This window comes from Gordonia sp. LMA167 (assembly GCF_058130025.1).
Genome location: NZ_CM176708.1, coordinates 4,714,763 through 4,741,244 on the forward strand (window position 1 = coordinate 4,714,763; position 26,482 = coordinate 4,741,244).

The window sequence follows — 26,482 nt, forward strand, 5'->3', positions numbered from 1 at the left end:
CCCTGAGACACCATGAACCCACCGAACGTGACACGCGGTGACGCAGATCACATCAGTGCGGTCGTCCCGCCACCTTCGCGATGTCGGCCGTCACGCCGTCCCCGAGCTCGACAGCTCCGGGGTCGCCGCTGGTCATGACGTCGAAGCGCACGGCCAGGACCTCGCCGGCGATCATCTCGGCGTGCCGGGTGGCCCAGTCGAGCCGCGCGTCGGGCACCACGAATCGAACCTCGATCCGGTCCGAGACCTCGAGACCGAGGCTGCGGCGCGCGTCCTGCAGTTCGCGGATGCGGTCCTTGGCCCATCCCTCGGCCTCGAGTTCCTCGGTGACACGGATGTCGAGCACCACCAGCCCGCGTCCGCCGGGCAGCTCGGCGGTCGAGTCGGGTTCCTCGGCAACAAGACGCCGCGTGTACTCCCCGTCCTGCAGTTCGATGCCGTCGGCGACGACGACCTCCCCGCCGTCGGTGCCGGTCTGGACCGACCAGTTGCCCGACTTCACCGCCTTGATGGCGCGCTGGACGTCCTTGCCCAACCGCGGCCCGGCGGCGCGGGCGTTGACCGCGATCTCGTGGCGACCATAGGCGTCCGCGTCGGTCGACAGCGTCACCGACTTCACGTTCATCTCGTCGGCGATCAGATCCTGGTACGGCGTCAGCCGCTCGGCCGTCGGCGATGCGACCGTGAGTCCCGGCAACGGCAGTCGCACCCGCAGTTGGTTCGCCTTGCGCACGCTCGAGGCGACCGAGCAGACCTCCTGGACCTCGTCCATCGCGGCGACGAGATCGGCGTCGGATGGGAGCTCGTCGGCGGACGGCCAGTCGGTCAGATGCACCGAACGACCGCCGGTCAGGCCACGCCAGATCGACTCGGTCGCCAACGGCAGGAGTGGGGCCGCCAGTCTGCTGGCCACCTCCAGCACCGTGTACAAGGTGTCGAACGCGTCCGGGTCCTCGTCCTGGCCTGCCCAGAAACGGGCACGCGACCGACGGACATACCAGTTGGTCAACGACTCGACGAACTCGCGGAACGACTCACATGCACCGGCGATGTCGTAGACATCCAACGCGTCGGTCATCGTCTCGCGGGTGGCGGCGAGCTTGGCCAGGATGTAGCGGTCGAGCACGTGGGTCGAATCGGTTCGCCAGGTCGCGGGCCGCTCGGCGTAGAGCTGCAGGAAGCTGTAGGCATTCCACAGCGGCAGCAGCGCCTGACGCACACCCTCCCGGATGCCGCGCTCGGTGACCACCAGGTTGCCGCCGCGCAGCACCGGCGACGCCATCAGGAACCACCGCATCGCATCCGATCCGTCACGGTCGAAGACCTCGTTGACGTCCGGGTAGTTGCGCTTGGATTTCGACATCTTCTGGCCGTCGTCGCCCAGGACGATGCCATGAGCGATCACACTCTTGAACGCCGGTCGGTCGAAGAGCGCCGTCGCCAGTACGTGCAGGTTGTAGAACCACCCACGGGTCTGACCGTTGTACTCGACGATGAAATCGCCCGGATTGTGCGGCAATTCGGCCTTCGACTCGTTTCCGTCGAACCAGTCGGAGTTCTCGAACGGGTAATGCACCTGCGCGAACGGCATGGAGCCGGACTCGAACCAGCAATCGAACACCTCGGGGACGCGACGCATCGTCGACTTCCCGGTCGGGTCATCGGGATTCGGCCGGGTGAGGTCGTCGATATAGGGCCGATGCAGATTGTCCGGTCGCACGCCGAAGTCGCGCTCGAGGTCGTCGAGCGAGCCGTAGACATCGATCCGGGGGTAGTCCGGGTCATCGGAGATCCACACCGGGATGGGTGCGCCCCAGAAGCGGTTTCGGCTGATGTTCCAGTCCCGTGCACCCTCGAGCCACTTGCCGAACTGGCCCTCGCGGATGTGCTCGGGTGACCAGGTGATCTGCTTGTTGAGCTCGAGCATGCGCTCCTTGATCGGGGTGACCGCGACGAACCACGATGGAACGGCCATGTAGATCAAGGGTTTACCCGATCGCCACGAGTGCGGGTACGAGTGCTCGATGGTGTCGTGGCGGACGATCTTGCCGGCCGCCTTGAGGTCCTTGATGATCACCGGGTTGGCGTCGAAGACCATCAGGCCCTCATATGGCGGCACCTGGGAGGTGAACCGGCCGCCCGGATCCAGCGGCTGAACGACCTCGATGCCGTTGGCGGTCGAAAGTTCCATGTCCTCCTCACCGAAGGCGGGAGCGAGGTGGACGATCCCGGTACCGCTGTCGGTGGTGACATAGTCGCCGAGCAGTACACGATGCGCGTTCGGATGGCCGGCGAAGAAGTCGAACGGAGGTGTGTACGACAGCCCCTCGAGATCTGCTCCCCGGTAGGTCCCCAGCTCCGCGGGCCCGGTGTGATCGCCGTCCGCCGCGCCGAGTTCCTTTGCGTAACTGCCCAGCAGCGCCTTCGCGAGCAGATACTCCTGCCCGTCGCCCGCCCTGACATGCACGTACTCGGTGTCGGGATGCACGGCTATCGCGAGGTTCGACGGCAACGTCCACGGCGTCGTGGTCCAGATGACCGCGTTCACACCGTCGAGCTCGCGGAGCGGACCGTCGGGAACGGTGAGGGGCATCCGCACGGTGACCGCAGGGTCCTGCCGCATGCGGTAGGCGTCGTCGAGTTTGGATTCCTGATTCGACAGTGGGGTCTGCTCGTACCAGCTGTAGGGCAGGACGCGGTATCCCTGATAGATCAGGCCCTTGTCGTACAGTCGCTTGAACGCCCACATGACCGACTCCATGAAGTCGAGATCGAGCGTCTTGTAGTCGTTGTCGAAGTCCACCCAGCGCGCCTGGCGGGTCACGTAGTCGCGCCACTCCCCCGTGTAGCGCAGCACGGAGTCGCGACAGAAGTCGTTGAACTTCTCCATGCCCATCTTCTCGATCTCCGACTTGTCGGTGATCCCGAGCTGACGCTCGGCCTCGAGCTCGGCGGGCAGACCATGGGTGTCCCAACCGAACCGACGCTCGACCTTCTTGCCGCGCATGGTCTGGTACCGCGGTACCAGGTCTTTCACATAGCCGGTCAGCAGGTGGCCGTAGTGCGGCAGACCGTTGGCGAACGGCGGGCCGTCGTAGAAGACGAACTCCTCGGCCTGTGCGCGATTCTCGATCGATGCGGCGAACGTACCGTCGGCGTCCCAGTACTCGAGGACGCGCTCTTCGACATCCGGGAACGAGGGTGCGCCGCGACCGGTACCGCCGGTCATGTCGACGATGGGATAGACCCGCGAACTGCTGGATTCCGGGGTGCCGGATGGGTCGTTGGTGCTGACCGTGTCGGTCATGGTCGCTCTCCTCGTGCCTGGCATGCGAACAACTGCTCTGGCACGGGGACGCACATCATGTGGTCGACGACCACCCGATCTGCGCGGTACCACCCCGCTTGCGTCGCGCGGAATCCCGTCAGGATCACGCGGCGCCTCTCGCCGGTCCGCGACCTCGCGGACCCACGGCTGTGACGGGCCGCTCCCGCCCGGTTCTACTGAGGGCCGCGCACGGGCTGTGCTGCCGCGACGACCCCGTTCTTCCGGGTGCTCCCCGGTGATGGCCGGATCAACGCAGCATCGAGTGTAGCCGCCACGGGGCCCGCCGGACCAATCGCTGTATGAGACCAGCCTGCGCCGAACGACGGCTGCTTCGCCGGCTGCTCAGTCGAGCGGCGGTCGCCAGTTGGGGTCCAACGGGTCGAACCGTTGGGTACGGGGTTCTGCCGAGCCGTCCCGACGATCATCGGGGCGGTCATCACCCGGTCGCTGGTCCTCGGGCCGCTGAGCCGAGAACGACTCTGCCGACGAGCCACCGTTGCGCTGATGAGCCCCAGCAGGTCGCTCACCCTCGGGTGCGTACCGCCGCGGCGGTGCACCGGGTGGAGCCGCGCTCGGTGGAACGGGTCGTGGCGGCGCGCCGGTGAAACCACCCACCGACCGGAGGTAGTCGTCGTAGGTACCCTCCCGCGGCGGCGGAGGTCCACCCTGACCACCGGGGGCGCCGGATGGACCCGGCAGCATCTGCGGACCCCCTCCCGGTCGCGGCCCTGATCCACCCTCTGGCCCGAACGCAGGCGGCGCGCCCGGGCGCGATCGATCGCCACGTGATTGCGAGGACGACTCCTCGGGATCGCCGCCGCCGCGGGACGGATCGGCGTGCGCCGGTGGCCCACCGCCCGGAGTCCAGGTCGCCGGGCCCGGGGCGCGCTCGTGCCGTCCGGATCGCGGCTGATCCGTGCCGTCCGCGGACCCGGACTCATCGGTCGGCGACGAATCCGCGCCTGCATCGTCGGTGGCGACGAAATCTTCGAGCGAACGCTCGTCACCGCCCCGCCGACCCGCGCCGACGATGTCCGCGATCAGGAAACCCAGACCGACCAGGCAGATGACGATGCACGCGATGGCCAGCCAGACTGTGCCGGTGATCAGTCCGAGCACCAGCAACACGAACCCTACGAGCGTTGCCGCCAGGGCCAGTGTCAGCACGAGTTCTCCCCGCTTGTCTGCCGACTAACTCGGTGAGTAGCTTGTGAATCCACCGTTGCCGGGATCCGACGAGAACGAGTCCGCCCGGCCACCCTCGACGGGTGCGGCGCTACCGCGCTGCTGCAACTCCTCGAGCTGGGATTCCAGATAAGTCTTCAGACGGGTGCGGTACTCACGTTCGAACGTCTTGAGCTGTTCGATTCGTCCCTCGAGAACCGTACGCTGCTGATTGATCGTGCCCATGATCTCGCTGTGCTTGCGCTCGGCATCGCTCTGAAGGGCCTCGGCGCGCTCCTGCGCCTGGCGGACCTGGGCCTCCGAACGGGTCTGCGAGTCGGCGAGGATCGCCTCGGACCGCTGACGGGCGTCCGACAGCAGGGCATCTGCCTTCGTCTGCGCCTCGGACACCATGGCGTCGGCACGCGAGCGTGCGTCGTTCACCAGCGAATCAGCCTCTTGGCGCGAGGTCGAGGTCAGCCGGTCCGCGGTGTCCTGGGCGAGGGCGAGCACTCGAGCCGCGCGCACGTTGGCGTCGTCGTCGGAGAACTCCGGCTTCGGTGCAGGCGCCGGGGTCTCTGCCACCGGGGCGGCCGCGAAAACCTGGGTCCGCTCCTCGGCCGACGGCGCGGCCGACTCACCGGCGGGTGCACCCGAACGGGCCTCCGCCAGGTCGCCCTCGAGCTCCTCGACCCGCTGTTTCAGGTCGCCGTTCTCCTCGATGAGCCGTGCGAGCTCGGCCTCGACAAAGTCGAGGAACTGATCGACTTCATCCTCGTTGTAGCCGCGTTTACCGATAGGCGGTTTGCTGAACGCGACGTTGTGCACATCAGCTGGTGTCAGCCGCATGTCGGTTCCCCTCATTTGTCAGTCGAACTGTTGTGGTGGCCGGATCAAGCCATGTTCAGTTGGCAGAGTGCCAGCCTGCACACTATTTGCTGCAGGCTGTCACTGTTTATTCATACCAGTCCACTGGGTAACTGGCGTCAAATCCTGTCACACGAGAACCGTTCGTAGCACGAGATCGATGCGCTCCTGCAATCAATCGGTCACTCGAGGATGACTCAACGGTAGACCACCGAACGTCGATGGTCACGAAGTGGTCACGAAAGAGAATCGGCGCGTCGCGCAAGCCCGTACGGGCCCCGCAATCCGCGCAGGTCAGCCGAGTCCGGCGATCGCCAGCGCCGCGGCCGAACTACGGCTCAGCGAACTGACCACCTGCATGGCGATCAGGACGACGATCATCACGATCATCAGCGAGAGATCGAGTCGCACGGGACCCAGAGGAATCGGCGGCAACACCCGGCGCAGCGCGCGGATCGGCGGATCCGTCGCAGTGAACACGACCTCGATGATCACCACCGCGATCCCCGTGGGACGCCATTCGCGGGCGAAGGTGCGAACGAGCTCGACGACGAGTCGCGCCAACAGAAGCAGCCAGTAGATGAACAACAGGTAATACAGAACCTGGAACAGAATCGTCACGCCTCAAGGTTGCCTGAAATGTCGCAGCTGTGCCTAAACGGCCCGCTCGCTGCGCTCCCGGCGCCCATGCCCAACCGGCCCGCTCGCTGCGCTCCCGGCGCCCATGCCCAACCGGCCCGCTCGCTGCGCTCCCGGCGCCCATGCCCAACCGGCCCGCTCGCTGCGCTCCCGGCGCCGGACGACAACACCCCGCCCACCGAGGCCTGGTGGGCGGGGAGCAGATGCGGTGTCGTCAGGTGGTGCGTGGTTCTCGGTACCGGGTCAGCTGTGGTTGTAGAAGCCGGTCTCGGCGATCTTCCGACGATCCTCGGGCGACACATCGATGTCCGGAGGTGAGAGCAGGAAGACCTTCGTCGCCACCTTGTCGAACGATCCGCGCAAGGCGAATGCGAGGCCGGCGGCGAAGTCGACGAGTCGCTTGGCATCGTCGTTGCTCATGTCGACGAGGTCCATGATCACCGGATTGCCGTCCCGGAAACGCTCCCCGATCGTGCGGGCCTCACCGTAGTCCGACGGACGAAGAGTCGTGATCTTGTGCAACGGACCATCCGCGAAGACTTGCTCGAGCTCGACACGCGGATCGGAACCGCCGCCCGCCCGGACGACGCCGGCGTTGCGCATCGCCGACCGCTGCAGCGGCTCGAGGCGGTGGGCCCGCATCCGCTCCACCGGCTCACCGTTGTGACGCCCCCCGGCGTACGCATACTCCGGCACGGCCTCGAACTCGTTGGGGTTGTAAGGATTGCCCACGAAGGACTGCTGGTCGAACTCCGGCGGGAATCTCCGGTCGTCGACGTAGGCGTAGTCCGCATCACGCGGCCCCTCACGGAAGCCCGGTTCGCGATAACCCGGTTCACTGTAGTAATCGTCCCGATACGCGCGGCCACCACGACCGGGGCCACCCGGCTCCTCCAGGTAGTCGTCCTCGTAGTCACCCGGAGGCACCATGCCGAAATATGCCTTGAACTTCTGCATCGTGGTCATAGCTGGCCTCTCTGTTGTCCAACGCTGCCGGGGGGAGCAGTGAGTGGTGCAGTATTTGATCTATGTGCTCGTTGGTTCTCATGTGACCAATGTGATTACTGAGAGACTATCGGTCGCGGCCCCATGATCGCGGTACCGACACGCACGCATGTCGATCCGTGCGCCACCGCCGATTCCAGGTCGCCGGACATGCCGGCCGACAACTCCCGGGCCGCCGGATGATCGACGACGAACTCCGCCTGCACCTGCGCCGCTCGGGCCATCCATCGTTCGGCGGGCCCGTCGAGCGGCGCGATCACCATGAGTCCGCGCAGCGACAGACCGGGCGCCGCCTGCACCCGTTCGGCGAGGGCCGGCAGCTCGGTGACCAGGGCGCCCCCACGGTGCGGATCGCCATCGAGACTGACCTGCAGCAGAATTCCGAGCTCTGACTCCCGGGCACCACGGTCGAGAGCGGACTCCGCGCCCCTCGCGAGCGCGTCGACGACCTTGTCGCGGTCGACCGAGTGGACCGTACGCGCCCACTCCGCGATGGTCTTCGCCTTCTTCGACTGGACACTGCCGATCATGTCGAAGACCGCACCACCGAGGTCTGCTTCGCCGCCTCGGAGCTCCGCGACCTTGCGTCCGGCCTCCGGCTCGCGGGACTCGCCGAATGACCGCGCGCCCAACGAGATCAGATGCCGGACATCGGATGCCGGGAAGTACTTCGTCACCACCAGCAGTTCGACGTCGCCGGGTGCGCGGCCGGCCACGGCGATCGCCGCATCGAGCCGGGCCTGAGCCGCAGCGTAGCCCTGCGCCAGTTCACTTCGCCGAGCGTCGGCGTCCCCGCGGCCGATCATGCCCGGTCACTCACCGTCCCCGCCCTGCGAGTCGATCCAGATCAACGACGCCAGGCGACCGGTCGGCGCACCTCGACGATGGCTGAACAGTTCCGGATCCTCGATCGTGCAGCGAGGATCCGCGGCCACCGCGGCAACACCGGCCGCGAGCAACTGTCGCCGAAGACCGGCGCGGAGGTCGAGACCGGTGGTTCCCTTCTCCGTCACACACGCGCTGCCGGGTAGATGCTCCTCGACGTCGCGTTGCATGTACGGGGGTACCTCATAGTGAGACCCACACGCGGCAGGGCCGAGCAACACACCGATGCGTTCGGGTCGGGCACCGAGCCGAATCATCTCGCGCAACGTCGCCCCGATGATCCCCACTCGCGCGCCCACGCGCCCGGCATGCACGCCGGCGATCACACCGGCCTCGTCGTCGGAGAGCAGCACGGGAACGCAGTCGGCGGACAATACCGCCAGTGCCAGATCGGGTTCCGTGGTGACCAGAGCGTCGGTCGCGGGGACCGGCTCGTCGACAGGTTCGCTGACCACGGTGACGTTGCGACTGTGGATCTGCTCCATCCAGACGATCCGTCCCGGCGGCAGACCGATCTGTTGGGCGAGCCGGGTCCGGTTGTCGGCCACAGCTTTCGGATCATCCCCTACGTGATCGCCCAGATTGAACGAGTCGTAGGGCGCCACCGATACGCCGCCGGATCGGCTGGTCACCACGCGGCGTACCTGCACGGCCGGACTCAGCGCTTCATGAACGACGGCACATCGACGTCGTCATCGTCGAGAGTCACGTTGTTGCGCCGTGGACGCTCCTGCGCCTCGACGAACGGATCGCCTGCGCCGGACGGCATCTTGCCGAACAGCGGATCATTGTCCTGGGACTTGGCGGCAACCGAACCCGCCTGGCCCGGGGTGACCGCCGACTTTCCGGCCGCAGCCGCAGGGATCTCGGTACGCTTACGCGGTGTGCCACCGTCGAATCCGGCGGCGATGACGGTCACCCGCACCTCGTCGCCGAGATTGTCGTCGATCACGGTGCCGAAGATGATGTTCGCGTCCTCGTGCGCGGCCTCCTGGACCTGAGTGGCCGCGTTGTGGATCTCGAACAGACCGAGATCGCTGCCGCCGGCGATCGAGATGAGCACACCGCGGGCGCCTTCCATGGAGGCCTCGAGCAGCGGCGAGTTGATGGCGGCCTCGGCGGCCTTCCTCGCCCGCTCCTCGCCCCGCGACGACCCGATGCCCATCAACGCACTGCCGGCGTCGCTCATCACACCCTTGACGTCGGCGAAGTCGACGTTGATCAGGCCCGGAGTGGTGATCAGGTCGGTGATTCCCTGAACACCGTTGAGCAGCACCTCATCCGCGCTGCGGAAGGCATCCATCAAGCTGACCTGGGCGTCGCCGAGCTGCAGCAGGCGATCGTTCGGGATGACGATGAGGGTGTCGCAGGATTCGCGCAGCGCGGTGATGCCCGCCTCCGCCTGCCCACCACGGCGCTTGCCCTCGAAGGAGAACGGCCGGGTCACCACACCGACGGTCAGGGCGCCGAGCTTGCGCGCGATGGATGCGACGACCGGCGCGCCGCCGGTCCCGGTGCCGCCACCCTCACCGGCGGTCACGAACACCATGTCGGCACCCTTGAGGAGTTCCTCGATCTCGTCGCGGGCATCCTCGGCGGCACGCCGACCCACCTCGGGGTCGGCGCCCGCGCCGAGCCCACGGGTCGAGTCCCGACCGACGTCGAGTTTGACGTCGGCGTCACTCATCAACAGGGCCTGGGCATCGGTGTTGATCGCAATGAACTCAACACCTTTCAGTCCCTGTTCGATCATTCGGTTGACGGCATTGACACCGCCGCCGCCGATGCCGACGACCTTGATCACGGCCAGGTAGTTGTGCGGTGGCGTCATGTGCCCGCCTTCCTCGTTTGATATCCGAAACCCTAAACCTGAACCATAGATTTAGAGTTATGTCAAGTAGTTGGATGTTGGGGATGACGCTAGGCATCGAAGGGCCGCCCCGCCAGCAACGCCGCGGCGTGTCGCGAACTTGACCTGCCGATTTTTCTGCTGTGACGCCGGATTTCGCCATCGGGGCCGGTCCAGGAGGTGCAGGCCGGCGCGACGATCACTTGAGCGCGGGGAACTCCGGGCTCGACACGTTGTATGTTGTCGCCGGCCGTGTCAACAGTGCATCGAGGGTTCTGGCCTTCTCGGCTCCGCGCTCGGCGTCGCCCCAGACCACCGTCTTGTCTCCCTTGAGGGTGAACTCGATGTCGACCGGCGAGGACGCCGTGACCTTGGTGAGCCGACCTGAGATCGATTCCGGCAGTTCGGCGACCGCCCCGAGAGTGGCCACCGTGGTCGGGTCGCTGGGCCCCGGGTTGGGTGTGGAGAACTCCGGCAGGCCGTTGATCTCGGGCGGGACGCCCGTCGCGGTGTCATAGGTGAGGTAACCGACACCGGAACGATCCAGCACATGGATCTTCTGACCGTCGACGATCTTGACCACCGGCTGACGCTCCACCACCGTGATGGTGAGTGCCGACGGATAGCTGCGCTGCACACGCACCGATTCGATCGATGGGATGGCGGCGATCCGCTGAGCGACCGCTTGCGTGTCCACCTGCAGCAGCGGTGTGCCATCGGCGACGTGCGCGGCGCCGATGATCTGATCCGTGGGGACGGCCTTGTTGGCCTGTACGTCCGTCGAGCGCACCGCCATGAGCGGCGAGTAGTAGGCGATGAGGCCCAGGCCGACGACGACCGCGATGACCATGAAGGTGCCCAACAGAAGTCGGGACCGTCGTGATCGGTGGCGCCGGTTCCCGATCACGGTTGCTGCCCAGCGGGGTCCGCCGCTCCCGTGCTCGCGGCGGGGGAACGAGTGGCCGGGCTGTCCGCCCCGCCCGATGCGGGCGCGTCGTCCACGGGCCTGAGCGCGTCGAGGATCTCCGGTCCCTGCATGGTGATGTCGCCGGCACCGAGGGTGAGCACCAGGTCACCGGTTCGGGCGACCGCGGCGACGGTACCGGCCAACGCCGACAGGTCGGGTTCGAAGGTGACCGGGCTGGTGAGCCGATCGGCGATGGTCGCACCACTGATACCGGGTATCGGTTGTTCCCGGGCGCCGTAGACATCTGCCACGACGACCTCGTCGGCGAGGTCGAGCGCCGAGGCGAAGTCGTCGGCGAAATCGCGTGTCCGGGAATACAGGTGGGGCTGAAACACCGCGATGACACGGCCAGGGCGATCATCCCCGTCCGGTGCCCGCTCCGAGGAGAGGCTGCCGACCGCCATGCGAGCAGCGGTGAGCACAGCACGCACCTCGGTGGGATGGTGGGCGTAGTCGTCGTAGACGTCGACACCGCCTGCGCGACCACGGAACTCGAAACGCCGATGGACCCCGCTGAAGGCGGACACCCCGTCGATCACGCCGGGCAGCTCACCGCCTGCCCGCACGCACGCGACCGCGGCGCCGATGGCGTTGAGGGCCATGTGTTTTCCCGGCACGGTCAGCTCGATGGTGCGTTCGACGGCCGGATCGGCGATCGGAGGGCCGAACCGGACCCGGGCAACTCCCCCGGCGCCACGTGCCGACCAGGAGAGCAGTGTCGCCACCGGTATGGCCGACGGTGCGAGGTCGGCATGCACTCCCTCGCCATATCCGAGGATCGATATCCCACGCGCGGCCAGTCGCTCTGCGCATCGCCCGGCGAAGGCCGCGGCTCCCTCGTCATCGAGGCAGACGATCAGCGACCCGCCGGCCGCGATCCGGTCGGCGAACGAGTCGAACACCTCGACGTAGGCCTCACGGGTCCCGAAGAAATCCAGGTGGTCGACCTCGATGTTGGTGACCACGACGACATCCGGGGTGTACTCCAGCAGGGAGCCGTCGCTCTCGTCGGCTTCCGCCACGAAGATCGGCCCGCTCCCGTGATGCGCGTTGGTTCCCGACTCGTTCAGTTCGCCACCCACCGCGAAGGACGGATCGAGTCCGCAATGTTGCAGGGCGACAACCGCGATCGACGTCGTCGACGTCTTACCGTGAGTGCCTGCCACGAGCAGGGATCGATAGCCGGCCATCAGTTCGGCCAGCACGTGCGGTCGCAGCAACACGGGGATACCACGGGACCGGGCGGCGACGAGTTCCGGATTCGTCTTCGGGATGGCGGCGAGCGTCGTCACGACCACCGACGGTCCGCCGGGCAGCTGGTCGAGCGCCGACGGGTCGTGCCCCACCTGGATGCGCGCGCCACGGGTCCGCAACGCGAGGATGCCGCGGCTGTTCTTCGCATCCGAGCCGGACACCTGGCCACCCCGGGCCAGCAGGATGCGCGCGAGACCGCTCATCCCCGCACCACCGATTCCCACCATGTGCACGCGACGCAGCTGTGCGGGGAGTTCACCCGTCGGTGCGACACCGCCGCCGCCGTTCACCTCGGGCCCGCCGCTCATCGACTCACCTCCGCCGCCATCGCTGTCCGGCCGATCGGCATCGGCCCGTCGTGCACATCAATTGTCACCGCTGCGGCCCGGATCGGGCCGAGCGAAACGCGGAGCGAAGCCGACCGCGATACAAACCGGACCGATGCTGCGCAGCCAGATCGAGAGCCGCCGACGCCACCGCATCGGCGGCATCGCGATGCCCGGTGCCGGCGGCCGCCGTCGACATCGCGGCCAGACGACCCCGGTCCGTCAGCATCGCCGGGACCTCGCGGGACACCCAGTCGATCGTGATGTCGGCGTCGTCGACGATGACGCCGCCCCCGGCCTCGGCCACCGGCAGAGCGTTGAGCCGCTGCTCACCGTTGCCATGCGGAAGCGGGACATAGATCGCGGGTAGGCCGGTGGCCGACACCTCGGCCACCGTCATGGCGCCGGACCGACACATGACGAGGTCGGCGGCCGCGTACGCCAGGTCCATCCGCTTGAGGTAGCCCACCCCGCGGTACGGCGGCGCACCGGCGGGTGAGACCGGGTCGATCGAGTTCTTCGGCCCGAACGCGTGGAGCACGCCGATCCCGGCGTCGCCCAATGCGCCGGCCGCTCCGGCCACCGCGTCATTGAGTCGTTGCGCTCCCTGGGAGCCACCGAAGACGAGCAGGGTCGGCGCTTCTTCGTCGAGACCGAAGTAGTGTCGCGCCTTAGCGCGCAGGGCGGGACGGTCCAGTTCGGTGATCACACCACGAACCGGGATGCCGACCACCTCGGCCTCGAGCCCTGATCCCGCGACGGCGGCCATCACCCGATCGGCGAACCGCGCACCCACTTTGTTCGCGATCCCCGCACTCGCATTGGCCTCGTGGATGATGATCGGCAACCGGCTGCGGCCACGGACCCGCAGCCGGGCGGCGAGATAGGCCGGAAGTGAGACATACCCGCCGAAACCGACCACCACGTCTGCATTGACTGCGGAGAGCACCGATCTGGTGGCGGCGACGGATCCGATCAGCCGTGCGGGCGTCTTCGCCAACTCGATCCCGGGTTTGCGCGGAAGCGGCACCGGCGGGATGAGCTCGAGCTGATAGCCGCGTTCGGGTACCAGGGAGGTCTCCAGGCCGCGCGTGGTGCCCAGCGCGGTCACCCGCGCGGTCGGGTCCAGTCGACTCACCGCGTCTGCCACCGCGAGGGCCGGTTCGATATGACCGGCGGTGCCTCCACCGGCGACAACGACCGACAGCGGCCGATCCGACCGCGATCGGCCTCGCTCAGAACTCACCGGTGCCCTACTCCATTTCCCATCGTGTCCGTCGACGCGTCGCGGACGAGCGCTCCCGGGCCGGGTCAGCGCCGCCACGCCGAGGATCGCCCTCGGTGCGCCGATTCCGGTCGCGGGTCACGTGAGGCGTACCCGCCCGGCTTCCGGTCGCTGTCCCAGCGACTCGAACCGCCGCCGGTCGACCCCGATGCCGCCGGACGACCGTCACGCCCGACACCTCGTGTGCCGGAATACCCCGTACGGTAGTCGACTCGCACGGGCGACGTACTCGGTGCCCGGCCGCGACGGGTGGATCGTCGATCGGGTACCGCGGTGGCCTGCGCACGGCGGCGTGGGCGCAACCGCGACCAGCCGGACTGCTCCGCCGCCGACGGCTTCGACGACGCCGCGGGTGACCGGCGGCCCGCGGGTGACCGTCCACGGTCCGGGCGTCGGCCGTCGAGACGGTCCCGTAGGGCATCGGCGCGGGTGGGTCGATACGCCACCGGCGCGGGCAAACGCAGCAAGCGAGGAAGACGTCGCTGATCGCCCCCACCGAGGGCGGCGACCGCCTCGGGCTCATGCCGCGCGGCGTTCGCCAACAGCCCGAGCATCGCCAGCACCGTCAACGTCGACGTCCCGCCGGCGGACAGCAGCGGCAGCTGGATGCCGGTGACCGGCAGCAACCCGATGACGTAGCCGATGTTGATGAAGGCCTGCGCGGTGATCAGGACGGTGACAGTCGCGGTCATGAGCCGCAGGAACGGATCCACCGAACGAGCGGCGATCCGGAAGCCGATGAATGCGAGGATGGCGAACAGGATCACCACCAACAGGCCACCGATCAGTCCGAGCTCCTCGCCGATGATCGCGAAGATGAAGTCGTTGTGCGCATTCGGCAGATAGTTCCACTTGGCACGGCTCTGCCCGAGGCCCACGCCGAACACACCGCCGTTGGCGAGGGCATAGGTGGCCTGCCGTGCCTGATAGCCCGCACCCTGCGGATCGTCGATACTGCCCAGGAAGCTCAGCACCCGCTGCGAACGGTAGCCCTCGACGAGCGCCAGCAGAACGGCGATCGCGGTACCGGCGCCGGCGAAGGTGAGGAACACCTTGACCGGCAGGCCGGCAAACCACAGCAGTGCACCGACAATGATCGCGATGGTGATGGTGGTGGACAGGTTGGGTTCGAGGATGATCAGCAGACAGATGAGCAGAGACACCGGCAGCAGCGGGATCAGCAGTTCCTTGAGCGACGCGTTCTCCCTGCGCCGCGACGCGAGCAGGTGCGCGCCCCAGACACACAACGCGACCTTCACCAGCTCCGACGGCTGGACCGACAGTCCTCCGACGACGAACCAGCGTCGCGCACCCTGGCTCAGCGTGCCGATGCCGGGAATCAGCACCAGGGCCAGCAGGATCGTGGTCACCACGATGAGTGGTGCGGCGGCGCGCCGGAGCAACCGTACCGGCAGGCGGAGCATGACGTAGAAACCGACGAGTCCCAGCAGCGCGAAGATGACCTGCGTGGCGAAGAGCCCGTAGGCCGAGCCGTCCTTCGAATAGCCCTCGACCGACGATGCGGACAGCACCATGACCAGACCGAAGGCCGTCAGCAGGAAGGCGATCGTCAGGATCAGGTGATACGACGCCAGCGGTCGCGAGAGCAGATTCCGGACCGCCTCGACGACGGCGGCCGGCCACGAGCCACCCGGTACCGCCCCGGCGGCCGACGTCTTCGTGGCCCCGGCGCGCCGGGAATCGGACCTCGCGCGGGCATCGGAATCCGCGGCTGTGTTCCTGCCGGCATCGGGCTTCTCGGCATCGCGGCGCTTGCCTGCGCCGTGCGAGCGTGAGTCTGTCGGGGTGCTCACCGGGATGATCCGCTCGGGACCTCTGCTCCGGGAAGTGCGCGGGCCGCGGCCGCGAACGCGTCGCCCCGCTTGCCGTAGCCGGCGAACATGTCCAACGATGCGGCCGCCGGCGCCAGCAGCACGGTGTCCGGCCGGTCCTCTGCGATGCGGGCGAGCTGCGCGGCGACGTCGACTGCGCGGTACATCACCGCGTCGGCCGGGTCGTCGCCGGATTCTGTGCGCCTCGAACCGGTGGGGTCGCCGAGAGAATTCGGCACGAGGTGGCCCCCGGGGTCCGCGGTGGCGTGCTGAACGGTCACGCGCCCATCGTCCCCTGTGAATACTGTGACGGTTGGGACTTCTGGGGCGTGTCGCGAGATCGCCTCGACGATCAACTCCCGATCGCGGCCGATCGCCACCACTCCGGCGAGTCGGTCTCGTGTGTCGCGGATCATCTCGTCGACCGCGGCACCCTTCAACAGGCCGCCCGCCACGAGCACGACCCGGCGATGTCCCAGGATCGCGGCATGCGCCGCGTGCGGATTGGTCGCCTTCGAATCGTCGACGTAGGCCACGCCGTCGACCCGGGCCACGACCTCGCCGCGGTGGGCGGCGGGGTGGAAACCGGCCAGTCCGGCGGCCACCGCCTCCGGCGGGACGTCGGCGGCCAGGGCCAAGGCAGCTGCAGCCAGAGCGTCCGAGACGCCCGACGGACCGGGCGGGTGAATCGCGGAGGATTCCACGAGCGGCCGGGGCGCACGACCGGGTCCGAACGCCCGGTCGACGAGCGTGCCGTCGCGAACCCCGAGTTCCCCATCCCCCGGTTCGCCGAGGGTGAATCCGACGCGTCTGCCGGCCACCGGCAGCCCGGCCGCAACACGGTCGTCGAGTCCGACCACACCGATCTGCCCGTGCAGCGCGATCTTCTTGGCATCGGCGTAGGCGTCGAACGACCCGTGCCAGTCGAGATGATCGTCGGCGATGTTGAGCACGACGCCGGCATCCGGCGCCACCGACGGAGCCCAGTACAGCTGGAACGACGACAACTCGGCACAGAGGACATCGACGCGCGGTTCGGCCTGCATGGCGTCGAGAACCGGCAGCCCGATGTTGCCGCAGGCGGCGACGGACCGGTCCGCGGCGACCATGATCTCGGCGAGCATCGACGTCGTGGTCGTCTTGCCGTTGGTCCCGGTGACGACCAGCCAGATCCGCGGCGGCCCGAGGACCCCGGCCCGGTCGAGACGCCAGGCGAGTTCCACCTCACCCCACACCGGCACTCCGGCGTGCATGGCAGACGTCATGAGTGGATGTGACGGCGCGAATCCGGGCGATGCGATGACCAGGGCCGTATCCGACGTCCAGCTGTCGTCGTCGAGCAATGCCGCCATCCCGACCAGGTCGATCCCGGCCCTGCCCAGGTCGTCGTCACCGGGCGGGTCGGGGTCGAACCGCGTGTCGGCCACGGTGACATGCGCGCCGGCGCCGGCCAGGTATCGGGCCGCGGACCGACCCGCCGTCCCGGCCCCAGCGACCAGCACGGCGGCGCCCGCCACTGCGCCGACGTCGACCACACGCCCTCGCTCAGCCACTGACGGCCAGGAACTCGCTGTAGAACAAGGAGAGGCCGAGCGCACAGGCGATCGCCGTGAGCAACCAGAACCTGATGATCACGGTGGTTTCGGCCCACCCGCCGAGCTCGAAATGATGATGGAACGGCGCCATACGGAACACCCGTCGCCCGGTCGTACGGAAGAAGGCGATCTGGATGACCACGGAGATGATCTCGGCCACGAACAGCGCGCCGATGACCACGGCGATCAGCTCGGTCCGGGTGGTGATCGACAACCCGGCCAACATGCCGCCGAGGGCAAGCGACCCGGTGTCGCCCATGAAGATCTTCGCGGGCGCGGCATTCCACCACAGGAAGCCCAGGCACGCACCGCCGCCCGCGACCGCGATCAGCGCCAGGTCGAGTGGATCCCGGACGACATAGCAGCCGGGCGTGATCTCCTGGGTCGCCTTGGGCCCGCCGGTGCAGGCGTTCCGGTACTGCCAGAACGTCACCAGCACATAGGACCCCAACACCATGGCCATGGAACCCGCGGCGAGTCCGTCGAGACCGTCGGTGAAGTTGACCGCGTTGGACCACGCTGCCACGACCAACCAGCAGAAGATCACGAAGACCGCCGACCACATCGATATCGCGTCGATGTCCCGCACATAGGACAGATGTGCGCTGCCAGGGGTGTACCCGGCGTCGTTGCGGAACTGCAGCACCAGGATTCCGAAGAGGATGGCGGCGACGAACTGCCCGATCGACTTCGCGGTCTTGTTGAGTCCGAGATTACGGTGTTTGCGGATCTTGATGATGTCGTCGAGGAAGCCGACACCGCCGAGTGCCGTCGCCAGCCCGAGGACCAGTAGACCGGACGCGGTGGGGCCGGTACCGCCGGTGAACGCGCCGACGATGTGGGCACCGAAGTAGCCCGCCCACAATGCGACCAGGATCGCGACGCCGCCCATCGACGGCGTCCCCCGTTTGGTCTGATGACTCTGCGGCCCCTCGACCCTGATCTCCTGCCCGAACCCCTGGCGCGTGAACAATCGGATCAGGAACGGGGTGAGCAGGATCGACACCGCCAGCGCGATGCCACCCGCGATCAGGATCTGTGTCACCGCGTCGTCCCCGTCTGCCCTGTCACCCTTGTTGCTCTCTTTCGTCTGTCCCGCTGTGTGTGTGCGCTTCGGGCCCACGGACTCACGCTGGGCCTCCTCGCCACATATCTGCCAGCGCGACGATGTCGGGATCGCCGGCTGCGACAAGTACCACGTCGCCCTGTCGTGGGCGCCAGTCGTCGGCGGAGCTCAACACCTCGCGTGCCTCGCCTGCTGTTGCGACCAACCGGACCTCGTCGCCCCAGGAGCCTTCCATCACCGCACCCTGGTGCAGTGCACGGACCGCCCGCGATGCACCCACACACAGGGTCTTGTCCACGGCGAGTCGGACCGCCTGGCGCCCGAGCAGGTCATGCTCGACGACGCACTCGTTCTCCGACATCCCCTCGGCCACCGACACCTCCCCCAGGATCGCCCATGTCCGGCCCCCCGGGTTCCCGGCGCGCGCCGCCGACCCGGCTTCGGCCAGGTCTCGCAACATCTTCCGTGCGGCGCCGACGTCGACCGGGGCCGGTACCACGAGGACCTCCGCCATGCCGGTCATGCGCCTCCCGCCCGGTCCGAGGGTGCGTGACCGATGTCCGCGAGTGCGTCTGCGGCCACGACACGATCGTCGAACGGATGCTTGACGCCGTTGATCTCCTGACCGGTCTCGTGGCCCTTCCCGGCGATCAGCACGGTGTCGCCCGGCGTGGCCCAGTCGATCGCGGCCCGGATCGCCGCGGCCCGGTCCCCGATCTCCCGGACCTCGGCACGGGTGTCCACTCCGTCACCTGTGGGCTGCGCACCGGCGAGCACCTGCGCACGGATCGTCACCGGGTCCTCGGTGCGGGGGTTGTCGTCGGTGACGATGACGAGGTCTGCACCACGAGCAGCGATTTGTCCCATCAGCGGCCGTTTACCGGTGTCCCGGTCGCCTCCGGCGCCGACCACCACCGCGATACGCCCGTGCGATTGGTCTCGCAGCGTGGCGATCACCGCATCCAAGGCAGCCGGTTTGTGCGCGTAGTCGACCACGACGAGGAAGTCCTGTCCGCGGTCGACCCGCTCGAGCCGGCCGGGCACCGACACCCCCGCCACGGCCTCGATCGCCGTCGCGACCGGTACCCCCGCGCCGACCGCGATCGCGATCGCCGTGAGGGCATTCGCGACGTTGTAGCGGCCGGGCAACGGCACGGTCAATTCGTGGCGGGTACCGCCCGCCACGGTCACCGTCGCATGCTGCACGCCGTCGCCGTCGACCACCGAAGGTCCGGCCTGCCATTGGGCGGGTACCGGCCCCGTCGATACGGTGACCGGTTCGGACTGCCGATCGCCGGCCGACCGATCGCCACGGGCGACGTCGACCATGCGCCGACCCCATTCGTCGTCCACGCAGATCACCGAGCGCACGGCCCGGGTCGGCGAGGACGGGGCGAACAGTCGCGCCTTCGCATCGAAGTAGGCCCGCATGGTCGGGTGGAAGTCCAGGTGGTCCTGCGACAGATTGGTGAAGGCGCCGATCGCGAAATGCGCACCGTCGACCCGACCGAGTGCCAGCGCATGACTCGACACCTCCATGACGACCGAGTCCACGCCGCGTTCGAGCATCGTCGCCAGCATCGCCTGGAGCGTCGGCGCCTCCGGCGTCGTCAGGGCGCTCGGTAGTGCGACGCCGTCGATCCGCGTCTGCACCGTCCCCATCAACCCCACCGAATGACCGGCGGCCATCAGCGCGGCCTCGACCATGTAGGCGGTCGAGGTCTTCCCCGACGTCCCGGTGATGCCGATCAGCTTCAGCCGCTGGGATGGATAGCCGTAGATACGGGCGCTCATCGGTCCGAGGACCGAGCGCGGATTGGGATGGATCAGGACGGCGCACGTCGCATCCGGCCCGAGCACCCGGGACAGCTCAGCGCGTCCCGCCGGATCGGTGAGGATCGCGGTGGCACCCGCGGACAGGGCCTGATCGGCATAGCGGGCACCGTGCGTGCGGTCGCCGGGCAATGCCGCGAACAGATCCCCGGACACCACGTCCTGGCCGCGCAGGGTCACTCCGGTGACCTCCGTCTCCGCTGCCACGGCTCCGATGAGATCCACGCGCGCTCCGGTGGCCGCGGACAACACCGACACCGGGGTCGGGGACACGGTGGTCGGCCGAAGCATCCCCGCAGCGTCTTTCGTGCGCTTACGGCGAGTCGACGCCATATGCTGGGCCCGCCTCCTAGCTGGTCATCTCGGGCGGCGGCCCGGGCCGGGCACGCCAGAACGCACTCACGATACCGTCAGTGGCCCGTCGTCTGTGTACCGGCGAGCCCCGACGCCGAACACCGTCGTCACACGCCTGCGGTCTGCACCTCTGGTCAGCGACCGACCAGTGTCAACGGCGGTGTCGGATGGGCCGAGAGCGGCACCCGGTCCCGTTGGAGCAGCCACGACGCGATGGTGCCGAACATCGGCGCCGCCGACTGACCCCCGCTGCCGTCCGAACTACGCTTGGGATTGTTCAGCATGATGCCGATCACATAGCGCGGGTTGTCCGCCGGTGCGATCCCCGCGAAGGTGATGTTGTAGCGCGAATTGGAATAGCAACCGCAGCCGGGATCCACCTGCTGCGCCGTTCCCGTCTTGCCCGACAGCTGATATCCGGCGACATCGCCGGTGTAGCCCGTCCCCGACTGCACACCCATCGGATCCTTCTGCAGCACGGCCCGAAACATGTTCCGGACGGTCGTCGCCGTCTGCGGACTCACCACCCGGATACCCGCCGGGCGTGCCATCTCGTCGAGTGACTGACCGTCACGTTGCTCGGACAACAGGATTCGCGGCGGAACCCGCACACCGTTGTTGGCGATCGTCTGGTACATGCCGGTCATCTGCAGAAGGGTCATCGAGAGACCTTGCCCGATGGGCAGGTTCGCGAAGGAGCCGCCGGACCACTGGCTCAGCGCAGGGACCTCGCCTGCACTCTCTGCGGGCAGCCCCACCCCGGTGCGCTGCCCGAGACCGAATCTATTGACCATGTCGGCGAATCGCTTCTCACCGACCTTCCGCGCCAACATCAGGGTTCCGACGTTCGAGGACTTCCCGAAGATCCCGGTGGTGGTGTACGGCTCGACCCCGTGCGACCAGGCATCGTTGACCGTGACCCCGGCCATGTGGATGCTGCCCGGGACGCGATGGACCTCGTTCGGTGTGGTGACCCCGTACTCGATCGCGGCCGAGGCGGTGATGATCTTGTTCACCGAGCCGGGTTCGAACGGTGAGGTCACAGCCGGGTTGCCGAGATCGGCGTTCTTCTGGTCGGCCAGCGGTTGCGCGGCGTTGAAGGTGTTGTCGTTGGCCATCGCGACCACCTCCCCGGTGTGCGCATCGAGGACGACCGCGGAGGCACTCTTGGCGCCTGAAGCGGCCTTGGCCGCCGACACCTGGCTCTGGACGAACCATTGGACATCGGAGTCGATGGTCAGCCGGACGGTGCCACCGTTGAGAGCCGGATGCACGTTGCGCGTGCTGCCGGGGATGATGGCGCCGTCCGAACCGCGGTCGTAGGTCTTCGATCCGTCGGTACCGGCGAGCGTCGAGTCGAGCGATGCCTCGAGTCCGATCAGGCCGTTGCCGTCGTAGTTGACGTCGCCCACGATGTTCGCGCCGAGGGACCCGCCGGGATACAACCGGATGCTCTGCGGGTCCGCACCCACCTCGGGGAACTCCGAGGTGATCTTGCCCGCCACCTCAGGGCTCACCGACCGGGCCAGGTAGACGAACGTGTCGTCACTCTTGAGCTCGGTCAGCAGGTCCTGTTCGCTGATCGAGCCGCCCAGCGCCGATGACACCCCCTTCGCGATCTCGCCGAGGCGCTCATCGACGTCGGGGAGGGCGTCGTCCTTCTTGTGTGCCTCCTCGATCGACTTACGCACTGCCTTGGGGAGGAAGGTCAGCGCCCGTGCCTCATCGGTGTAGGCCAGCGGCCGTCCGTTGCGATCGAGGATCGCACCTCGCTTGGCGGTCAGCACCTGGGTGTACTCGCGCTGCTGAGCGGCTTCGGCGGACAACGACGACGACTCGATGGTGTGCACCACCACCATGCGGATGGCGACCGCGACCACAGCGAGGATCACGATCGCCCCGGCGATCCGGCTACGCCCGAGAAATGAGTCGGGCCTGCGGGGACCACCTCCGGACGAGGCAGGTCTCCCACGCCCCCCCGGGCGGCCGGACCCCCCGCGTCCGCTTCCGGACGAGCCCATGTCGAGGCGCTGGAAGACGGCACGTGTCATGGATGTCAATTGTCCACTCGACTAACGCGATTCCGCCGAATTTGGGCTCGGCGCGTTGCCGGTCGGGGGCAACACATTCGGAGCGGGTGCGACCACACTCGGTACCGGCGCACCAGAACTGCCCGGTGCGGGCGCCGGCGTCGCGGTCGAGGCGGGGGTGGTCGCGCCCGGGTTGGCCGAATCGGAGTTGTCGCCCGAACCGGTGTCGGCCGAATCGGTGCCCGCCGAATCCGATTCGTCGCCGGAATCAACGGCGTCGCCGGGCAATCCTTCGGAGTCGTCCACCTTCTTGGGGTCGATCGTGGCCACCGGATCCGGCGAGGTCGGCGGATTGATCGATCGCAACGCCTTCCCCTGCGCCGGCTCCGGATCGCCCACCACGCGAGGCTTCCCGGTCCCCGTCACGATCATCCGGGCCGGATTCTGGGCAGGGATCATTCCCAGGCGGGATGCCTTGTCCGACAATTCAGGCGCCGAATTCCCGGATTCGTAGGTCCGTTTGAGCGAGTCACGTCGATCGAGCAGTGTCTGGTTCTGCTGCCGCTCGATACCGAGCCGATAGGAATCCGCGGCAGCCTTGGTGGACAACCACAAACTCACCCCCAGTCCGATCACCAGCAGGGCGATGACCGGCACGACGAAGGGAACGCCGGTGATCCGATCCCGCAGGGACACCGAGCCACGTGCCGACGCCGGGTGTGACCGGGGCGAGCGGACCGTCTTCGGCGACACCCGGGCCTCGCGCTCGAGTCGCTTGGCGCGTCGATCGATCGCACGTTGCGCGGCACGAGATCTCGTGGCACGCGCGTTGTCACTCCCGTCCCGTCGCCGTGTCCGTTTCGGGGCGTCACCGGCGACCTCGTCCTCATCGATGTCGATGTCAGCCATCACGGTCATCAGCGGTCCCCTTCTTCCACACGTTCGATCACACGGACCCGGACAGGGGCCGATCGCGGGTTCCGGTCACGTTCGACGTCGTCGGCACGTTCCGCACCTCGGGTGATCAGCCGGAAATGCGGCGCCGAGCCGGGCAATTCCACCGGCAACCCCTTCGGGGACGTCGATGTCGTTCGGGATGCAAACTCCCGCTTGACAATTCGATCTTCGAGCGATTGATAACTCATGACGGCCAGCCGACCGCCCACCCGCAGCGCCGACAAGGCTGCCGGCAGCGCTCGACGTAACGCGTCGAGCTCGTGGTTGACCTCGATCCGCAGTGCCTGGAACGTACGTTTGGCCGGATGCCCGCCGGTGCGACGGGTGGCCGCAGGAATCGTGCGGTAGAGCAATTCGACGAGACGGGCACTGGTGGTGAAGGGTTCTCGCTCACGCTCCCGGAGGACCGCCGATGCAATCTTTCCGGCAAAGCGTTCCTCGCCGTATTCCGAGAGGATGCGGGCCAGCTCGCCATGTGAATAGGTATTGAGAATCTCTGCCGCAGTGAGGGATTCGGACGAATCCATCCGCATGTCCAGCGGGGCGTCCACAGCGTAGGCAAAACCCCGATCCGGCCGGTCGAGTTGCATGGAGGATACGCCCAGGTCGAACAGCGCGGCGTCGATCCGCGCGATGCGCAAGTCGGACAGGACGTCCCCGATCTCGTCGAATCGCGCCTGCCGAAACGTGATCCGATCCCGATGCGCAGAGAGTCGCTCACGTGCGATATCGAGCGCGGTGGAATCCCGGTCGATGCCGATGACGTGGACACGGGGGTCGGCGCGCAGTATCAATTCGGTGTGACCGCCGGCGCCCAGCGTCGCGTCGACGAAGATCGGTTCGGCATCGGCGTGGGCGAGAGCCGGGGTGATGAGTTCGATCATCCGATCGGCCATGACCGGGAGATGTCCGAACTCACCGGAGCGTTCCGGTGGCCCTGACCGGCCTTCCGGTTCCTCCTGGCGTGCGTTCACCGACCTGCTCCTCGGACTGTGCGGCTCGACTCGATCGCTGTTGAATACGGCGCCGACGGCGCCTGGGTGTCCGATGAGGCGGGGTCTCGGCCCGACTGCGCACCTGGCGTTGGGGAAGTACGCCAGGGTCGCACCGGGCCGAGGCCTCGACCCACCCGATCCGCTATTCATCTGTCTGCCTGCCCGATCGGCCCTGCGCTCAGAGCACGGAGTCCAATGCGGCAGAACCCGCAGCGGAGAAGTCCTCCTCATGCGCGCTCTGGTAGTCACGCCAGGCCTGCGCGTCCCAGATCTCGAGGTGGTCGAACCCGCCGATCACCACACACTCTTTCGACAAGCCGGCGTAGGACCGGTGTTCGGCCGACAGGGTGATCCGACCCTGTCCGTCGGGGCGCTGCTCATCGGTACTCGCGAAGAAGTACCGCTGAAAAGCCCTCGCCTCTGCGTTGTTTCGCGATGCCGCCATGGTCCGCTCCGCGATCACGTCGAACTCTTCGGCCCGATACACCGACAGGCTGCGGTCTTGGCCTCGTGTGACCATCACCCCTCCTGCCAGTGCCTCGCGAAACTTGGCGGGCAACGTGAGTCGCCCCTTGTCGTCCAACCGGGGCGTGTAGGTGCCGACAAATCGCGCGGACATGTCGTCACCTCCTGCCCCACCAGGTTCGACGTCCGGTCCGTCTCACCCAGTGCTGCCACAGTACCCCACTTTCCACCACTTTCCACCCCCAACACACCACAGTTCACCCACGCCTGTGCAAAAGACCAGTTCAGAGAGTCAGATGCGCTGGGTGAGCGTGTCGCGTGCCGCGTCCGGCGAGCCGATGGAGCCGATACTGGTGATGCTGGAGACCGCCAAAGTGCCTGATGAGGAGTCAGACTCTCCACGGTGGGGCAAAGTGGGGAACCCAGGTGGGTCGAGTGGCGAACACAGGTAGGTGAGGTGGGGAGGCCATTGCGGGCCGGAACTTGCTTATGACAACAAAAAAGCCGCACACCGTGACGGTGTGCGGCCTGACGCGATGGTCATGCGCCGGTCATGTGCCGACGAACGTGCGGGAGTGGTTACTCCTGTTCGAAACGCCGGTTGAAGCGCTCTTCCATGCGCTCGGAGAACTTGCGCTTTGATCCCCCGGCACGGGGTTCCTTGGCGCTGCCACGTCCGGGGCCGTCCGACCCTGAGCCGCGACCACTACCACCCCACAGCGCCAGCAGGCCCGCCCCGAACATGATCAGGAAGCCGATGAGGCTGATGATCGGGAATCCGCCGACACGAACACCGATGACGAGCCCACCGACGAGGAGAACCAGACCCACGACGAAGATGGCCACCGCCTGCAAACGACGCCGACCACTGGACCTCCCGAGGCGGCGACGCTTGACGCTCGACGCGAACTTCGGGTCTTCGGCATACAGAGCGCTTTCGATCTGTTCGAGCATCCGCTGCTCGTGCTCCGAAAGAGGCACCGACCCTCCTTACTCCCAACTCCACCGACCCGACCCCAGACCCCACGATCCGTGTACACCGTCGGTGCCGTTCAGCCGCTTGTACGGCCTTCAAACATCATGATACGAGCAGAATCACCTGGCGACCACCATTACCCTCCTTTACCCGCAGTTGCGTCGAATTCCTCACTCACGCGGTGCGGTCGGACCGGGCGGTCTGATGGGCCAACTTGCCCTGCTCGTATGCGATCAGGATCGCCTCGACATCGTCGAGAAGGTCGATGACTCGCCGGCGCATGGCGGCCACTGCGCGCTCGTCCACCTCACGGACCAGTCCCGACTCGATGTCGAGCCGAACCCGTGAGCGGGCGGCGAAGAACTCGGCGTGCCCGGCCAGGGCCGGTACGACCATCGGTAGACGGTTCCAGGCACTTCGCGAGCGGGAGCGTCGGACCGGACGGGTGGAGGGCTCATAGATCTCCAGCACCGCACCGGCAGCACGGAGGGCGGTCAGGTAGAACTGACGGAAACGCTCGGCTGCATCGGTGACCTCGTCGGCGTTGTCGAACAGGATCAGGGCACGATCGAGCAGGTCACGACTTCGACGCACGATGATCGGATCGATGTCCGTCGCCGACCCGCGGGCCGGGATCGAGCTGTGCATGGCCACCTCCCCGTGGCTCGACGACCGCCTTCTGCTGTTCACGGTCCCTGTTGTACAACGCCGGCCCGACAGCTGACGCTTCCCTCGTCATGCTGTCGGGCCGGCGCATCGTGTCGGCGGGGTGATTGACAGAACAGCTTGCGGAGGCTGATTCATCGAACA

The 26,482-nt window shown here is 67.4% G+C and carries 22 protein-coding genes; all 22 read right to left on the bottom strand.

The features are described from left to right. Positions 1 to 52 precede the first annotated feature (52 nt). The 22 genes from ileS to ACVT6V_RS21530 all read right to left on the bottom strand — a co-directional run bounded on the left by ileS (position 53) and on the right by ACVT6V_RS21530 (position 26,320). Entirely contained in the window at positions 53 to 3,307 is a 3,255-nt protein-coding gene (gene ileS / locus ACVT6V_RS21425) for an isoleucine--tRNA ligase (RefSeq protein ID WP_489896123.1), read from the bottom strand. A 363-nt stretch (positions 3,308 to 3,670) separates the two neighbouring features. Next, the gene (locus ACVT6V_RS21430) at positions 3,671 to 4,495 is read right to left on the bottom strand and encodes a hypothetical protein (protein ID WP_489896124.1); all 825 of its coding nucleotides are present in this window, start codon (positions 4,493 to 4,495) and stop codon (positions 3,671 to 3,673) included. A gap of 24 nt (positions 4,496 to 4,519) precedes the next feature. Next, a complete protein-coding gene (gene wag31, locus ACVT6V_RS21435) occupies positions 4,520 to 5,341 on the bottom strand; it encodes a DivIVA-like cell division protein Wag31 (protein WP_489896125.1) in 822 nt (273 codons plus the stop codon). 312 nt (positions 5,342 to 5,653) lie between these two features. Next, positions 5,654 to 5,980 carry a YggT family protein gene (locus tag ACVT6V_RS21440; protein ID WP_489896126.1) on the bottom strand — a complete coding sequence of 109 codons (327 nt, stop codon included), beginning with the start codon at positions 5,978 to 5,980 and terminating at the stop codon, positions 5,654 to 5,656. 261 nt (positions 5,981 to 6,241) lie between these two features. Beyond that, a complete protein-coding gene (locus ACVT6V_RS21445; RefSeq protein WP_489896127.1) occupies positions 6,242 to 6,964 on the bottom strand; it encodes a cell division protein SepF in 723 nt (240 codons plus the stop codon). Positions 6,965 to 7,059: 95 nt separating this feature from the next. Continuing rightward, positions 7,060 to 7,809 (bottom strand): YggS family pyridoxal phosphate-dependent enzyme, encoded by a 750-nt coding sequence (locus tag ACVT6V_RS21450; protein ID WP_489896128.1) that lies wholly within the window; start codon positions 7,807 to 7,809, stop codon positions 7,060 to 7,062. A 6-nt stretch (positions 7,810 to 7,815) separates the two neighbouring features. Next, on the bottom strand, positions 7,816 to 8,538 hold the full coding sequence (pgeF, locus tag ACVT6V_RS21455; protein ID WP_489896129.1) for a peptidoglycan editing factor PgeF: 723 nt from the start codon (positions 8,536 to 8,538) through the stop codon (positions 7,816 to 7,818). 8 nt (positions 8,539 to 8,546) lie between these two features. Further along, a complete protein-coding gene (gene ftsZ / locus ACVT6V_RS21460) occupies positions 8,547 to 9,719 on the bottom strand; it encodes a cell division protein FtsZ (RefSeq protein WP_489896130.1) in 1,173 nt (390 codons plus the stop codon). 217 nt (positions 9,720 to 9,936) lie between these two features. Beyond that, a complete protein-coding gene (locus ACVT6V_RS21465) occupies positions 9,937 to 10,587 on the bottom strand; it encodes a cell division protein FtsQ/DivIB (protein ID WP_489900937.1) in 651 nt (216 codons plus the stop codon). Between the two features lie 53 nt (positions 10,588 to 10,640). Then, positions 10,641 to 12,266 carry a UDP-N-acetylmuramate--L-alanine ligase gene (gene murC, locus ACVT6V_RS21470; protein WP_489896131.1) on the bottom strand — a complete coding sequence of 542 codons (1,626 nt, stop codon included), beginning with the start codon at positions 12,264 to 12,266 and terminating at the stop codon, positions 10,641 to 10,643. Positions 12,267 to 12,330: 64 nt separating this feature from the next. Beyond that, positions 12,331 to 13,530, bottom strand: coding sequence for an undecaprenyldiphospho-muramoylpentapeptide beta-N-acetylglucosaminyltransferase (murG, locus tag ACVT6V_RS21475; RefSeq protein WP_489896132.1), 1,200 nt, complete (start codon positions 13,528 to 13,530; stop codon positions 12,331 to 12,333). Positions 13,531 to 13,595: 65 nt separating this feature from the next. Continuing rightward, positions 13,596 to 15,383: a putative lipid II flippase FtsW gene (gene ftsW, locus ACVT6V_RS21480; RefSeq protein ID WP_489896133.1), complete on the bottom strand. Its 1,788-nt coding sequence runs from the start codon at positions 15,381 to 15,383 to the stop codon at positions 13,596 to 13,598. After that, complete coding sequence (gene murD / locus ACVT6V_RS21485; protein ID WP_489896134.1) at positions 15,380 to 16,936, bottom strand: UDP-N-acetylmuramoyl-L-alanine--D-glutamate ligase; 1,557 nt, start codon at positions 16,934 to 16,936, stop codon at positions 15,380 to 15,382. The genes ftsW and murD overlap by 4 nt, the downstream gene beginning before the upstream one ends. 10 nt (positions 16,937 to 16,946) lie before the next feature. Further along, positions 16,947 to 18,041: a phospho-N-acetylmuramoyl-pentapeptide-transferase gene (gene mraY, locus ACVT6V_RS21490; protein WP_489896135.1), complete on the bottom strand. Its 1,095-nt coding sequence runs from the start codon at positions 18,039 to 18,041 to the stop codon at positions 16,947 to 16,949. A gap of 82 nt (positions 18,042 to 18,123) precedes the next feature. Continuing rightward, on the bottom strand, positions 18,124 to 18,585 hold the full coding sequence (locus tag ACVT6V_RS21495) for a UDP-N-acetylmuramoyl-tripeptide--D-alanyl-D-alanine ligase (RefSeq protein WP_489896136.1): 462 nt from the start codon (positions 18,583 to 18,585) through the stop codon (positions 18,124 to 18,126). Continuing rightward, positions 18,582 to 20,228 carry a UDP-N-acetylmuramoyl-L-alanyl-D-glutamate--2,6-diaminopimelate ligase gene (locus tag ACVT6V_RS21500; RefSeq protein WP_489896137.1) on the bottom strand — a complete coding sequence of 549 codons (1,647 nt, stop codon included), beginning with the start codon at positions 20,226 to 20,228 and terminating at the stop codon, positions 18,582 to 18,584. The genes ACVT6V_RS21495 and ACVT6V_RS21500 overlap by 4 nt, the downstream gene beginning before the upstream one ends. 155 nt (positions 20,229 to 20,383) lie before the next feature. After that, the gene (locus ACVT6V_RS21505; protein ID WP_489896138.1) at positions 20,384 to 22,300 is read right to left on the bottom strand and encodes a peptidoglycan D,D-transpeptidase FtsI family protein; all 1,917 of its coding nucleotides are present in this window, start codon (positions 22,298 to 22,300) and stop codon (positions 20,384 to 20,386) included. A gap of 21 nt (positions 22,301 to 22,321) precedes the next feature. Further along, the gene (ftsL, locus tag ACVT6V_RS21510; protein WP_489896139.1) at positions 22,322 to 23,197 is read right to left on the bottom strand and encodes a cell division protein FtsL; all 876 of its coding nucleotides are present in this window, start codon (positions 23,195 to 23,197) and stop codon (positions 22,322 to 22,324) included. After that, entirely contained in the window at positions 23,197 to 24,210 is a 1,014-nt protein-coding gene (rsmH, locus tag ACVT6V_RS21515) for a 16S rRNA (cytosine(1402)-N(4))-methyltransferase RsmH (protein ID WP_489896140.1), read from the bottom strand. Before rsmH ends, ftsL begins: the two co-directional genes overlap by 1 nt. Before the next feature lie 199 nt (positions 24,211 to 24,409). Beyond that, positions 24,410 to 24,850, bottom strand: a complete 441-nt coding sequence (gene mraZ, locus ACVT6V_RS21520; RefSeq protein WP_489896141.1) for a division/cell wall cluster transcriptional repressor MraZ — start codon at positions 24,848 to 24,850, stop codon at positions 24,410 to 24,412. 425 nt (positions 24,851 to 25,275) lie between these two features. Beyond that, positions 25,276 to 25,677: an SCO2097 family morphological protein gene (locus ACVT6V_RS21525; protein WP_489896142.1), complete on the bottom strand. Its 402-nt coding sequence runs from the start codon at positions 25,675 to 25,677 to the stop codon at positions 25,276 to 25,278. 169 nt (positions 25,678 to 25,846) lie between these two features. Then, positions 25,847 to 26,320: an SAV_6107 family HEPN domain-containing protein gene (locus ACVT6V_RS21530; RefSeq protein WP_489896143.1), complete on the bottom strand. Its 474-nt coding sequence runs from the start codon at positions 26,318 to 26,320 to the stop codon at positions 25,847 to 25,849. Between the last annotated feature and the right edge of the window lie 162 nt (positions 26,321 to 26,482).